The organism is Paenibacillus filicis (assembly GCF_038070315.1).
GTDB lineage: Bacteria > Bacillota > Bacilli > Paenibacillales > NBRC-103111 > Paenibacillus_G > Paenibacillus_G filicis.
Window position 1 is genome coordinate 41,495 of record NZ_JBBPCC010000017.1, and the last position, 13,365, is coordinate 54,859.

The 13,365-nt window shown below is 47.6% G+C and carries 14 protein-coding genes and 1 pseudogene; 4 read left to right on the top strand and 11 right to left on the bottom strand.

All coding sequences use genetic code 11. The features are described from left to right. Nucleotides 1-377: 377 nt before the first annotated feature. Entirely contained in the window at nucleotides 378-731 is a 354-nt protein-coding gene (locus WMW72_RS23355; RefSeq protein ID WP_341417988.1) for a winged helix-turn-helix transcriptional regulator, read from the bottom strand. Nucleotides 732-887: 156 nt separating this feature from the next. Between WMW72_RS23355 and WMW72_RS23360 the strand changes: the two genes are divergently transcribed. Then, a complete protein-coding gene (locus tag WMW72_RS23360; protein ID WP_341417989.1) occupies nucleotides 888-1,559 on the top strand; it encodes an NAD(P)H-dependent oxidoreductase in 672 nt (223 codons plus the stop codon). 376 nt (nucleotides 1,560-1,935) lie between these two features. On the opposite strand, the gene WMW72_RS23365 is transcribed toward WMW72_RS23360, so the two are convergent. After that, nucleotides 1,936-2,220 (bottom strand): type II toxin-antitoxin system RelE/ParE family toxin, encoded by a 285-nt coding sequence (locus tag WMW72_RS23365; RefSeq protein WP_423227587.1) that lies wholly within the window; start codon nucleotides 2,218-2,220, stop codon nucleotides 1,936-1,938. Continuing rightward, nucleotides 2,207-2,464 (bottom strand): hypothetical protein, encoded by a 258-nt coding sequence (locus WMW72_RS23370; protein ID WP_341417991.1) that lies wholly within the window; start codon nucleotides 2,462-2,464, stop codon nucleotides 2,207-2,209. The genes WMW72_RS23365 and WMW72_RS23370 overlap by 14 nt, the downstream gene beginning before the upstream one ends. A 394-nt stretch (nucleotides 2,465-2,858) precedes the next feature. Between WMW72_RS23370 and WMW72_RS35660 the strand changes: the two genes are divergently transcribed. Both WMW72_RS35660 and WMW72_RS23375 read left to right on the top strand, forming a co-directional pair. Next, nucleotides 2,859-2,990 (top strand): hypothetical protein, encoded by a 132-nt coding sequence (locus WMW72_RS35660; RefSeq protein ID WP_423227591.1) that lies wholly within the window; start codon nucleotides 2,859-2,861, stop codon nucleotides 2,988-2,990. A gap of 22 nt (nucleotides 2,991-3,012) precedes the next feature. Continuing rightward, a pseudogene (locus WMW72_RS23375) lies at nucleotides 3,013-3,285 on the top strand (Tn3 family transposase); the annotation flags it as partial. A 224-nt stretch (nucleotides 3,286-3,509) separates the two neighbouring features. On the opposite strand, the gene WMW72_RS23380 reads toward WMW72_RS23375, so the two are convergent. Then, nucleotides 3,510-3,788: a hypothetical protein gene (locus WMW72_RS23380; RefSeq protein WP_341417992.1), complete on the bottom strand. Its 279-nt coding sequence runs from the start codon at nucleotides 3,786-3,788 to the stop codon at nucleotides 3,510-3,512. 219 nt (nucleotides 3,789-4,007) lie between these two features. Between WMW72_RS23380 and WMW72_RS23385 the strand changes: the two genes are divergently transcribed. Then, complete coding sequence (locus tag WMW72_RS23385) at nucleotides 4,008-4,637, top strand: YfbR-like 5'-deoxynucleotidase (protein WP_341417993.1); 630 nt, start codon at nucleotides 4,008-4,010, stop codon at nucleotides 4,635-4,637. A gap of 36 nt (nucleotides 4,638-4,673) precedes the next feature. On the opposite strand, the gene WMW72_RS23390 is transcribed toward WMW72_RS23385, so the two are convergent. The 7 genes from WMW72_RS23390 to WMW72_RS23420 all read right to left on the bottom strand — a co-directional run bounded on the left by WMW72_RS23390 (nucleotide 4,674) and on the right by WMW72_RS23420 (nucleotide 13,362). After that, on the bottom strand, nucleotides 4,674-6,113 hold the full coding sequence (locus WMW72_RS23390) for a sensor histidine kinase (protein ID WP_341417994.1): 1,440 nt from the start codon (nucleotides 6,111-6,113) through the stop codon (nucleotides 4,674-4,676). A gap of 26 nt (nucleotides 6,114-6,139) precedes the next feature. After that, entirely contained in the window at nucleotides 6,140-6,841 is a 702-nt protein-coding gene (locus WMW72_RS23395) for a response regulator transcription factor (RefSeq protein ID WP_341417995.1), read from the bottom strand. Between the two features lie 244 nt (nucleotides 6,842-7,085). Continuing rightward, nucleotides 7,086-7,964: a hypothetical protein gene (locus WMW72_RS23400; RefSeq protein ID WP_341417996.1), complete on the bottom strand. Its 879-nt coding sequence runs from the start codon at nucleotides 7,962-7,964 to the stop codon at nucleotides 7,086-7,088. A 35-nt stretch (nucleotides 7,965-7,999) separates the two neighbouring features. Further along, nucleotides 8,000-9,214, bottom strand: coding sequence for a copper amine oxidase N-terminal domain-containing protein (locus tag WMW72_RS23405; RefSeq protein ID WP_341417997.1), 1,215 nt, complete (start codon nucleotides 9,212-9,214; stop codon nucleotides 8,000-8,002). 145 nt (nucleotides 9,215-9,359) lie between these two features. Then, nucleotides 9,360-10,121, bottom strand: coding sequence for an NTP transferase domain-containing protein (locus WMW72_RS23410; RefSeq protein WP_341417998.1), 762 nt, complete (start codon nucleotides 10,119-10,121; stop codon nucleotides 9,360-9,362). A 23-nt stretch (nucleotides 10,122-10,144) separates the two neighbouring features. Continuing rightward, nucleotides 10,145-11,974, bottom strand: coding sequence for a glutamine--fructose-6-phosphate transaminase (isomerizing) (glmS, locus tag WMW72_RS23415; protein ID WP_341417999.1), 1,830 nt, complete (start codon nucleotides 11,972-11,974; stop codon nucleotides 10,145-10,147). A 32-nt stretch (nucleotides 11,975-12,006) separates the two neighbouring features. Continuing rightward, nucleotides 12,007-13,362: a nucleotide sugar dehydrogenase gene (locus WMW72_RS23420; protein ID WP_341418000.1), complete on the bottom strand. Its 1,356-nt coding sequence runs from the start codon at nucleotides 13,360-13,362 to the stop codon at nucleotides 12,007-12,009. Between the last annotated feature and the right edge of the window lie 3 nt (nucleotides 13,363-13,365).

The following is a 13,365-nucleotide window of genomic DNA, read 5'->3' on the forward strand; positions in this document are numbered from 1 at the left end:
GAAACGAACCCATTGCCCTAAGCTGCTTTAGTCTTTAATGCGGGGTCTCCCCTTACTGAAGACTGTCTAATTACATGCCAAAAGAGCACCGCTTGGCGCCCCTTTCAATAAACTAATTGTTTAATCGTCTCTTAACCGCTTGTGTATCATCTGACACGATTACCTACCGCGACCTTACTGCGTGAGCTATGCGGAGCTAACTTATTATTCAAATTACTTAATAATTATTCTAAGGAGCTTTTACTTGAACGCTTTGTTATCTTCTTTCCATGAAATATTTATAGTTGCTTGCTTATCGTCTACATGAAATGAAGAGCCAACATTTACGCTTCGTCCTTTTTCGAGAACTGGAAAATTGACAGTCGTTTTATCTCGTATCAGGAATTCTTTAATATCGTTGAACCATATTGATATTCCTTGTATTCCTCCCCCCAAACCATAACTGAATCTAGTATCGGCTTTAGTTTTTTTCCGATATCGCTCAACGAATATTCGACTTTAGGTGGTATTTGAGAATATACGTTACGAACAACAATGCCATACTCCTCCAAAATGCGAAGCTGCTTGGTTAAGGTTGCATGAGTAATGTCTGGAAACAACCGTTGAATTTCATTAAATCGCATCGTTTTTTCACTTAAAAACAGAATGATCAGCATGGACCATTTTCCCGACAATATCTTTTGAGCGCTTGTGAATCCACATTCTTCCAACATCTCATTTGTGTAGTTCATAATGGCTATCCTTTCCAGTATCCAATTGCATACTAACGCTGCTCCAAGAGCGTAGAAACCCCCTGAAGATACTTCTATAATACTAATTGCGCGATATAATTTTATCATATGATAAATTTTCAAACAATAAAATGAAAAACAGAGGAGAGTACTCGGATGAATACAATCATACCCGTTTGCAAAGAACACGTTATTTCAGCTTTTCAATATAGACACGCTACCAAAACTTTTAATACGACCAAAAAAATATCCGAAGAGGATTTTAACTATATTCTAGAAACGGGAAGGTTATCTCCCAGCTCGATTGGTTTAGAGCCATGGAGGTTTATCGTTGTGCAAAATCCGGAGTTAAGGAATAAGCTAAAAGCAGTTTCACCTGGAGCCCAAGGCCAACTGGACACTGCGAGTCATTTTCTGATCATTCTTGCCCGGACAAATGTAAGGTATGATTCCGAATATGTGATTGATCAAATGAAAAATGTGCAAAAAATGCCCCAAGAGGTTGTTACTTATATCTCTGGTGCATTAAAAGAGGTTCAGGAAGTGCGTGGTTTGTTGAAAGATGAACGTTTAATGTATGAATGGTCTGCCAAGCAAACCTATATTGCTATGGGGAATATGATGACCGCCGCTGCTTTAGCTGGAATCGATTCTTGTCCGATTGAAGGATTTGACTATGCAGCAGTAGACCATATCTTAAAAGAAGAAGGTTTGTTAGAGGAAGGAAATTTGAAGGCATCCGTGATGGTCGCTTTTGGATATCGGAATGAAGAGCCCAAACGAGCCAAAACAAGAAGCAATATGGATCAAATTGTGAGTTGGACATAAAGGATCGAAGATCGCCAATAACAATCAATTAGAACGGCCTTAGTCCTGAAACCCATTGGACTGAGGCCTTTTAACTATCGTTCTCTAGCTTAATATCATCCCTTAAATCTGAAATTTTGTCATTTTATGCTAACGCATCACAATGGTGGGTAGTTCGCCATGATATGATTATTAATCAATAAGGCAAAAAAAGACCAGCCCTCTAGATGACTGGTCATGCTTTCATTCCTAAATCACTCTCTTTTTATTTCTCCGTCCGAGCAGCACTAAAGTGTAAAGGCTTCCTCCCACTGAAATCCCCGCCAACAAACCATTTACGAAATCACTCATCGGGACATAGCGAGAGACGAGCAAGTACGTGACGAGAAGTAATGGACTAACTAGAATCGCAGCTCGAAAATACTCTGTTCCTACCTTGACTTATAATTTCGCCGTTCGAATCGACAATAACCGCTCCGATAGGAAAACTACCTTCATCTCTTGCCTTTTCTGCTTCTTCGAAAGCTAACAGGAGGTATTCGTAGCCAACGTAACCCTTCATAAGTTTGATGTAGCCAGCAGGTGGGATGTTGAGCAAACCTTTCAGGCCCTGCACGATTCGCTCTTGTATGGCTTTCTCTTGCTTTGCGATAAATTTTACCGCTTCTTTATGGTAAGTCAACTTGTAACCCGAACTCACGCTTAGCCTCCTCACCCGACACATATCCAGCATCGCTTTTCAACTGGCTAAGCTCTTCTTCACTCAACGGTTCGTCATCGGGTTTCTGCTGATCAATTTCTTCCCAGCTAAGCGGTTTTCTTTCCGAACGCTCGATTAAATATTGAAGAAAGTCAAAAGCTGTTTTCTGATCCGGTTCTTGCAATCGTTCAATCAAGTTGTGCAGATCATCTTTACGAACTACCATGAAAGAAACGAACCTCCTTTATTTCTAATGACCGCTAATGTAAGTCAAGATTTGGAGGCTTTGCTAATGAGAGAGACAACCGGGATTTCGGAACAGGGAGAGCAGACGATTCAGGACTTCATTCACGCTCTCACCACCCACGAAGATTTGAATCCCAAAACGCTAAAGGAGTACGCAAGCGACCTGGCTCCCGGCGACATTCAAATCGGAAAACGCAGCGGTCAGCTTACGGTGCGGTCCGGGAAACGAAATAAACAGCGAGAGGTGCCTTTGAACGCTACGTGCAGAGTTGCTTTGGAAAGATATCTGGCAGTCCTCCCTCCGGACAGTTCTTTCTGTTTACTTCGGAGAAAGATTGAGCGCCCACGATTTACGGCACCGGTTCGGGTACGTGATGGCAGAGAACACGCCGTTGCACCGCTTGGCACAAATTATGGGACACGATAGTCTGGATACAACGATGATTTACGTCAAAGCGACTCTAGCGGATCTGCAATCTGAAGTCGAAAAAATAGCATGGCAATGAGGGGATGAGAACGATGTACGCGAGAAAAAAAACGATCTTCATCATGGATTATCTTTCAAGCGAAGCGATGCGGCGAAGAATCCACCGGGGGTTAAACAAAGGGGAAGCCATGAACGCATTGGCTAGAGCGATCTTTTTCGGCAAACATGGAGAACTGCGGGAACGTGTGCTACAGGATCAGCTCCAACGAGCCAGCGCATTGAATATCATCATTAATGCGATTAGCGTTTGGAATACCGTCTATCTCCAACAAGCAACAGAACATCGAAAAAAGCAAGGTAAGCTTCAGGAAGAAAGAACAGGAGGTTGAATGACCGGTTGGTCTAGGTGACACGTCCCGGACCAGCTTAGAGTATGAAAAAACGCCAAGCCAGACGCGAATCAGGGCTTAGCGTATATTTTCGTTAAAATGTTGGCGGGACCCCTTCCTTGCGTCATCATAACGGCATTGATCGCCAAATAATACACCCGTTGTAAACGACTAATTTGCATGACAAATTATCGAATCTTTGATTTTAATCAAGTCGTCTTAAAAGTATATCGGTCGCTAAACGTTTTTTTCTCTAAAATACCACTTAAGCCCTTTGTGCTCTTAATCGAATATTTCTCTCCTTTTGAAAATACCCCAGAAATTTGTTCAAGTTCAAAATTCTCTCCAAATAATTTTTTGGTTTTTAATTTTCCAGTAATAGTTTCATGTAGTTCACCTAAATCATCATCGAAAAAGCCGGCTTCGCGATAAAGATGCACTTTTGCTCCGATCGTTTTAAAATAAAATTCCATCATAACACCACTCATTAAATCTTCTCCAGAATTTAATAGCTTTATTATACATATTATAAACTTGGTTATTCAATATTTGGATATTCTCTACTACAGCATCATGACGGTCCGGCCTTGGAACATATATCTCACTAACACATGACATAACTCCCAAACAAAATTAACAATCCAATAACAATTCGTATGTATGCTTATATATAACAACATGCCATTCATTACTGGAGGAAACTATAGATGGGGATTCATACGTACTTCCAATCGCTAACCGATTTAGAGAGAATTATCCGCTGCCCGGGTAGATTCAAATTTCAAGAGCATAGCGTATCCGCTCATTCTTGGAAGGTCGTACAATATGCCAAAACCTTGGCTGATATTGAGGAAAGTAATGGAGTCGTCGTGGATTGGAAAAAGCTATACGAAATCACCAGCAGTCATGATTACGGGGAGATTTTTATTGGGGATATTAAAACACCTGTGAAGCACTATTCATTGGAGCTTCGAGCCATGCTGCAACAAGTCGAAGAAGGCATGGTCGCTCATTTCATTGATGAGCATATTCCGCATCAATTCCAGGACATATTTCGTAGACAGCTTCGGGAAGGCAAAGACGATTCTGTAGAAGGAAAGATATTGGAAGTCGCGGATAAGCTCGATCAGATCTATGAGGCCTTTACCGAGCTGCAGCTAGGAAATACAGAAAAAGAGTTCATCACGATGTATCGAAATGCCCTTATCAAAATCAAAGGGATCAAGCTCCATTGTGTGAACTATTTTCTTGAGCATATTTTGCCCGATATTGTTCGTGCAGGCTCAATATCTCCTATCAATATTGAGCAGATTACAAATGAAGCCTTAGCATCCTAAATGCCGAATGACACCACGTCTTCCATTCATACCTCCTCAAGCCCTCTCCCCTAAACTTAACGGCTGCACATACTGACGGCTGTCATAAAGCGGAATTCTGACCTCAAAGGCGCTTCCGATCCCCAGCTCGCTTCGCACGCGAATGCTTCCATTGTGAAGCTCGACAAGCTCTCGCACAATGGCAAGACCCAGACCGGATGAGCCTTTATGCTTCACGGGTCTGCCTCTCTCCACCTTGAAGAAGCGCTCCCAGATGAGCCCTTGATCCTCCGGCGATATACCGATTCCCGTATCGGTTACCGTGATGAGGACACACCCTTCGGATGGAATCGCCATCGCCTTCAATTCTATCGTCCCGTTCTCGGTGAACTTAATTGCATTTTTGATCAAATTGTTTAAAATTTGCTCCAGTCGATCCGGATCGGCGTGAGCCTGTGGCGAATTTTCATCCACAAGGCAGTGAATGACCGTCCCGCGGAGTTCTGCTTCCGGTTGGAATTTGAAGGACAGCTTGGACAGCATCGCCTGAACATCGACCGCCAACCACACAAGATCGATTTCCTTATTTTCCAGCTTCATCAAATCGGTAATATCATCGACCAGCCGGTTCATATGAAGGGTTTCGTTATACAGGATCTCGTAATATTTTTCCCGCGCTCCTTCTTCGATCAAACCATCCTGAAGCGCCTCTAAAAAACCCTGCATCGCCGTAAGTGGCGTTCGCAGCTCATGGGAAACATTAGCCAAAAAGTCATGCCGCAGCTGATTCAGCTGTCTCTTTTCCAGATCAACGCGCGCAAGCTGCTCCACCATGTGATTAATGGTCGTCGCCAGCTCACCAATCTCGTCTTTGGAATCGATTTGAATTCTCTCACTGTAATTACCGACGGCAATCTTGGCTGCCGCCTTGTCGATCTGTTGGATGGGCCTAGTAATGGACCAGGATAAATAGGAGGATACACCGAATGAAAAGAATATACCGAGCAGGGTCACCCAAAGGATGGTTTCTCTAAGTTGAGCAATGGTCTCATTCATCCCTTTAAGAGGCGCATGCAGGACAATACCACCGTATACGTCGTTGTCTTTTCCCCATGGGACGGCAATCGAAAGCATGCCTTCCTTAAAACCTTCGGATTGATTCCATATGGCGGGTTCACCATGCAGGACTTGGTTGACCACTTCAGTGCTGACGACCTTGCCTACGTTCACCTCATCCTTGGAAGAGGTAGTCACGATGTTTCCATTCAAATCAAATATCCAAATACGCGAATCAAAGGCTTGATCGAAAAAGCGCAGCTGCTCCTTAAATCCATCACTCGGTTCCGTCTGATTTTGAATGGCGAGATTAACCTGCTTGGCTTGCCGGATCATCTCATCATTTTTGGAGTCCACGATATAAGCCTTGGCAAACAACGAAATAACGAGTCCCACCGCACATAGCCCAAGAAGCACCGTAACGATGGAGCTGGTCAACATTTTGAGGAATATGCTTTTATTGGGATTTAAGTACATGCTTCTACCTCAAATTTATAACCCACTCCCCAGACCGTATGAATGCAAACCTGATGACAAGGGCTTAACTTTTCACGAAGCTTTTTAATATGAACGTCCACCGTTCTCATATCGCCTAAAAAATCATATCCCCACACCTGCTCCAGCAGCTGTTCTCTCGTAAACACGCTGCCCGGAGATTTTGCAAAAAAGGCGAGCAGTTCAAACTCCTTGGGGCGCATGTCAATTTTCATACTCCCCGCGAGCACCTCTCGGCGGGTCACATGAATGACCAAATCATCAAACTCAAATTGAGAGGTCGCATCCGCCTCAATAATCGGCTGCCCCTTCTGCATTCTACGAAAGATCGCTTTAATGCGCGCCACCAGCTCCCTCGGACTGAAGGGCTTGGTCATATAATCGTCGGCGCCCAACTCAAGGCCCAGCACCCGATCAAACTCATCGTTCTTCGCCGTTAGCATAATGATCGGCACATCGTAACGCTTGGTAATCTCCCGGCACGTTTCATAACCGTCGAGCCCGGGCATCATCACATCTAGTATCACAATATCAGGTTTAACTTCCGCTAACATGGTCAGGGCCGAGACGCCGTCAGGGGCTTCGATTAATTCGATGAGCTGCTGACGGAAGTAGAGCCGGACGATTTCTCTCACATTGGGATCGTCATCCGCAATCAACACTTTCCAAGGCATAAGCGGTTCACACCTTTCTATGATCCTCCCATAGACTTCTGACATCCATTCTTTTTTAAGTGGGTAGGCGAAAATGTATTATTTATATTACACAATGAAATTCACCTAAGAGCCCCTAAAAATTTTAACAAAAAGCTGCTTTGGAAGCACGCCCGATGCGGTCAGACCCCGCGTCATACCAGGCATTTTTCGCTTAGGCTCAAAAAAAGCCCTCTATGAAACAAAGGGCTTTACCTAGTTATTTTTACCACGAAGATAATGCCGTTCTTTTCCATGTGTTAGGTGCCACACAAACATACACATACCCGTCATCCCATGCCATCTCCCCCACTTCTCCGGGAGCCGTAGACGAGGCTGGCGTCATCGATTTCCTGATGCGGATGCTGTCATCACTGATGTCAAGCTTGGTCTTGGCGTCCGAGTTGCCAATCCCGATATTGCCGCTGCTGCGGTTAATCGTTAACGGATTGTCCAGTGCTTGACCGTCATCCGAATAACGAATAATTTGCAGATTGGACCCGGTATTGCCTCCGGTTTCCTCGGAGGAGTCTGCACGCATGGACCAGCGAGGCGTCGTGGCATTCCCATCCTCCGATTTGGCCCAAGTCAGATCACGATTGACGCCACCGGTTCCGGCAATCCGTAAAATTCCGTCCATCACATTGAAATTAGAGGAATGCGTGCGAATGTCAGCCACATCCTGGTCGAACGGAATTTCCAGCCGCGTAAACAGTTCGTTCGCGTTTTTGCCGTCAGGTGCCATCGTCGTTTCGAACGACATATGATTATGATCGTGCTGTTCGGGGTTATTCGCTTTGGCATGAGCGATGATAGCCGCCTTGTCTTTTCCATTTTCGTCCAGCCAAGCGATGGCCGGCTTCGCTCGATCTTTCGTCCACTGAAGCCGAATGAGATCCGACAAGTGTCCTTCCGACGAGATCCACTGCTTATCGGTAGAAAGATGAATCCGATCATTATGAGGAACCTCAAGGCCTCCTCCCGGTAAAGACGATTCCTGAAAGGTGCCGGCCCCGGTCGTCTCATTGCCGCCTGCGAAGGCCATCCCTGAGACACCGATCGCCGCACCAACCAACAGAGAGATCACCAAACCTGTAATTTTCATTGTTCATCCTCCTCCTTCTTGTTCATCGAATCTGCTCAGCGATTAGCGTTCAATAATTCGATCCATCTCACGTAATCATGGACAGCGATGCCGATATAGCTCGGATAAGGGGAGAGGCTTTCCTTGACCTGTTTCAATTCCGACTCCATAAGCGAAGATTTCGACTTATAAAAGGTCGTATAATCGGCTTCCTTACTAGGCAACGTATCCACGGCAACGATCGCCTGCTTCTTCAGCGTAGCTGCTTCTAAAATGATGGATTTCGCGCTGGCAATGATGCCGTTGTTGCCAAGTGCCTGATTACGATAAGCCATAATGACCACACTGTCCGCCTTCTCCAGCAGCCAAGCGCTAAAGGAGTAGTTGGATCCTGGAACGGTACAGCTGTTGATCCAGAAGGGAATATCGAAAGCCATCGTCATGCTGCGATCCGCTTTTCTCACTTCCGATTCAATGAATCTGATCGTATCCATCCACCGCTCGAGCACCCAGGTCTGATTGATCTTCCACATGTCCAAGGTGTAAGGCTCAATATCAAAATGGAAGCCTTGGAAGCGTTCTAAAGCATCTGCCGAAGCGTTATATTGCGTAATCGCTGCAATCCATTGCCGGATATAGATATGGTTATAGTCATAGATCCAATCCGATTTGCCGGCCAGCGCCTCAACCTTGATGCCTAGACCACTCGCTCTGCGAATGAACTTCCGGTACACGTCCTGACCCGGATACGTTTCATAGCGCAGATAAATGGAAGTCAGCTTTTGGTTCACCGCGAACTGGAGGATGCTGTCACCATCCGTCTCAATCAGCTTGCTGTCCCAGATCCAGGTGGACCTTTGGGCTTTGTCCGCCGAAGTTATCAGTACCAAATTCCGTTCTCCCACCCAATCGACATCGGCCCCGAGGCTCTCACTAACAGCTCTTAGCGGGACCATGGTTCGGGCATTTTTTAGGACAGCCGGAGCGTTTAATTCCACCTGCTTGCCGTCAACCCAAGCCTGTTTTTCACCAATGGTCAATATTGATGTGGTGTGCTGACTGCGAAAGGTTACCTGTTCCAGGGAACGATCCCATTCCACCTCAGCACCCAGTTTTTCGGCTATCTCCCTTACCGGCACCATCGTACTACCCGTCTGTTCATCGACGTATGGCTGAACATCCGTAAAGACTATCTTTTCCCCGTTGACCTCCACCCCAAGCTCCGTGACAAGAGAGTCCACCGGGAGAAATAAAGGAACGCTTGTTAACATTTGGCCAAGGACCAAGCATGCAATCGTCTTTCTTATCGGGACTAACGGATTAAACCACGCTATATTCAAGCTCTTCCTTTGCCACCTCTACCAGGCCTTGAGTACCAAAAATAGGTCCCATATCCGCACTCCTCCCTATGACCCGTTATGCAAAAATCCCCTTGCGCTCATAAAAGGCCCGATTCGCTTCCTCCAATTGTTCAGGGGTGTTGATCCCCATCACCTCTGTGGGGTCCTCGAGGATGATTGCCTCGAATCGCCTCTGGCCTCCGGAAATACCCGTCTGTCGCATCACCTTCACGATATCGGTCAAGTAGTATTCCTGCTGTGCATTGTCATTGGTAACGCCTGGGAGCGCTTGAAACAGCCTCTCATTATCGAAACAGAAAATCCCTGTGTTGATTTCGGTAATCCGTTTCTGCTCGGGAGTTGCGTCCTTCTCTTCGATGATATCGACAACTTCGCCGCTCGAAGGGTCTCGGATAATTCTTCCATAGCCGGTTGGATCTTGAACGATCGCGGTCAGCACTACGCCAGCGCTTATATGTGCCCGCTGGGCCGCCAGCAGCCGTTCGATGGTGGATTGTCGGATCAGAGGCGTATCGCCCGTAAGCACCAAGGTCGATCCGCTGCGGGTACGGAGCAGACGCTCAGCCTGAAGAACGGCGTGTGCCGTTCCCAGCTGACTCTCCTGCTGAACGTAGGTAACCCGCGTTCCCAAGCACTTCTCCACCAGCTCTCCCCGATGCCCGACCACCGCCAAAATCTGAGTGATAGGCATCGCTTCCAGCTTGCTCACCAAACGGACGATCATCGGCATGCCTCCGACAGGATGAAGCACTTTGGGCAGCTCCGACTTCATCCGTGTGCCTTTCCCTGCAGCTAATAGAATAGCGAATGCTTCCATGTGTTCAGCTCCCCTCCGGATGGTTATTCAACCGTCACACTTTTGGCCAGGTTGCGCGGTTTATCAATATCGTTCTCCAGAGCCAGGGAGGCGTAATAGGAGATTAACTGAAGCGGCACGACGGCCAATATCGGTGCGAATAGCTGGAGGGACGGCGGGATGAAGCAGATTTCATCGACCGCGTTGAGCAGCCCCACATTGCCTTCCACCGTAATCCCCATCACATGTGCTCCACGGGCCTTGACTTCTTTAATATTGCTAACTGTTTTTTCGTACAAATCCATATGCGTAGCCAGCGCAATCACCGGCGTACCCTTCTCGATCAGCGCCAAGGTGCCGTGCTTGAGCTCTCCCGCTGCATAAGCCTCCGAGTGGATATAAGAGATTTCCTTCAGCTTGAGAGAGCCCTCCAGCGCAACAGCGTAGTCCAAGCCCCTTCCGATAAAGAACAGGCTGTCCGCATCCTTGATCGATTCCGCATACAGCTTCACTTCGTTGGCGTTCTCCAGCACCTTCTCCACCTGAACGGGAAGTGACTTCAACCCTTTGATCAGCTCCGCATGAAGCTCGGGAGACAGCGTCTGTCTTTCCTGGGCCAAGTAAATGCTGAACAAATAGAAGGCGAGCAGCTGAGCAGTATATGCTTTCGTCGATGCTACGGCAATTTCCGGGCCGGCCTTCGTTGCGATAACATAGTCCGCATCTCGCGCAATCGAACTGGTTGGCACATTGGTAATGGCCATGACCTTAGCTCCTTGCCTTCTGCTCTCCTGCAGGGCAGCAAGCGTATCTGCCGTTTCCCCAGATTGGCTCACGACGATGACGAGCGTTCGATCCGTGATGATCGGGTCACGATATCTGAACTCCGATGCGATATCGCACTGCACCGGGATTCGCGTTAGCTTCTCCAGAACCGTGCTGCCGACAAGTCCGGCATGATAGGCGGTGCCGCAAGCTATGATAAAGATTTTATCCACCTGCCCAAACGCGCCTGCTGCGTGCGCCAATTCCGGGAAGCTCACTTCGTCCTGGTCGTTGATGCGCCCGAGCATCGTATTGCGTAGCGTTAACGGCTGTTCATGAATTTCCTTCAGCATGAAGTGCTCGAACGGTCCCTTCTCCACCTGATCTGCGCTCCAATCGATATGCAGCAGCTCACGCTCCGACGGCTCCCCGGTCTCGATCTTCGTGATGGAGACACCCTCCTGGGTAATGACGGCCAAATCGCCATCCTCCAAAATATATACCTCACGGGTATACTCAATCAGGGCGGAGATGTCCGAAGCCATGAAGAATTCTCCCTGACCTGCGCCAATAACAAGCGGACTCGATTGTCTGACCGCGACAAGCTTATCCGGCTCATACTCCGTCATGACACCAAGCGAATAAGCCCCTTGCAGCCTCTGAATCACCGCACGCACGGCGGTGACGATGTCGCCCTCGTAATGCTCGGCAAGCAGGTGTGCAATCACCTCGGTGTCGGTCTCGGAAGCAAAGATGACTCCGTTTTGCGCCAGCTCTTGTTTCAGCTCCATGTAGTTTTCCACGATGCCGTTATGCACGACAGTGAATTTACCCGACATATCCGTATGTGGATGGGAGTTCACATCCGACGGTCTGCCGTGAGTAGCCCAGCGTGTATGCCCGATACCGGCCGATCCTTTCAACGGCCGCTTATCCAGCTGACTCGATAGGTTGGCCAGACGTCCTTCCGCCTTGCTAATCTGGATCTGATCCTGTACCAGTACCGCGATCCCCGCGGAATCATACCCTCTATACTCCAGCTTGCTTAATCCGTTCAGCAGAATCGGCTGTACGTCTCGTTGTCCAATATACCCTACAATGCCACACATCGTTGTTTTCTCCTCTCTTTTCTATATTGAGTTTAAACGCCAACGGCGAGCTTCACTTCTTGCCCCCGAATACCCGTACCCAACTTATAAATATTGTCAGCTTCAATGTCTACGAAAGCGTTGCGCGTATCGATGATCGGAACGCCCAGCTCCGCGAGTTCACGGTTATTGAAGCAGCGGTGATTCGTGATCAGCACCATGCAGTCATATTTGGCAAACGCGGACAGATCGTAGTCCACGGATTGTACCGTATGATCTTCTTTATCGCGGAAGGAGATGGCATGCGGATCATAATAGTCCACATAAGCTCCGCTCTCCCGAAGAAGCTCGTACAGCTCCAGCCCCGGCGATTCGCGGAGATCATCCACATCCGGCTTATACGCCATACCTAGAATAAGAATCTTCGAATTGCGGATGGATTTCGCATACGTATTGAGAACCTGCGAAGCTTTATACCGGACATACTCCGGCATATTATCATTGATGGATTGCGCCAGCTCGATAAACTTGCTGTAGAAGCGGAATTCCTTGGCCTTCCACGATAAATACATCGGGTCCAGCGGGATGCAGTGACCGCCAATGCCAGGTCCCGGATAGAACGGCATGAAGCCAAATGGCTTCGTCGACGCAGCCTTAATGACCTCCCACACATCAATATCCATTTTGTCGCACATCATGGCCATTTCGTTAATGAACGCAATGTTAATACTGCGGAACGTATTTTCCAGCAGCTTGGACATCTCCGCTACCTTCGGCGAGGAGACAGGTACAACGTCCTTCACGACATGGCTGTATAAGGCTACGCCGAGGTTGATGCACGCTTCCGTCGTACCGCCGATCACCTTGGGCGTATTATAGGTGTTGAATTTCGGATTACCCGGATCGACCCGCTCCGGAGAGAAGCAGAGGAAGAAATCCTTGCCCACCTTGAGTCCTTGCGCTTCCAGCTCGAACTGGATGAGCTCCTCGGTCGTTCCCGGATAGGTGGTGCTCTCTAGGATGATCAACGCTCCGCGCTTGAGATTTTTCTTGATTTCCCGGACTACACTCTGAATATAGGAGGTATCCGGATCCTGGTTTTCACTCAGTGGAGTCGGTACGCAGATGCTGATCGCATCGAGCTTTTGAACCGTATGGTAGTCGTCGGTCGGAATAAATCGGCCGGACTCGATCGCTTTCGCCACTTCTTCGTTCGGAACGTCTTGAATATACGATTGACCCCTTTGAAGGGACTCTACCTTCCGGACATCGAGATCGATGCCGTATACCGTAAATCCGCCCTTCGCCATCTCCATGCATAGCGGCAGCCCTACATAGCCGAGACCAATGACCCCGATTTCGGCTGTTTTTGTTTGAAATTTATATGTTAAATGGTTATATGCGTTCATGAT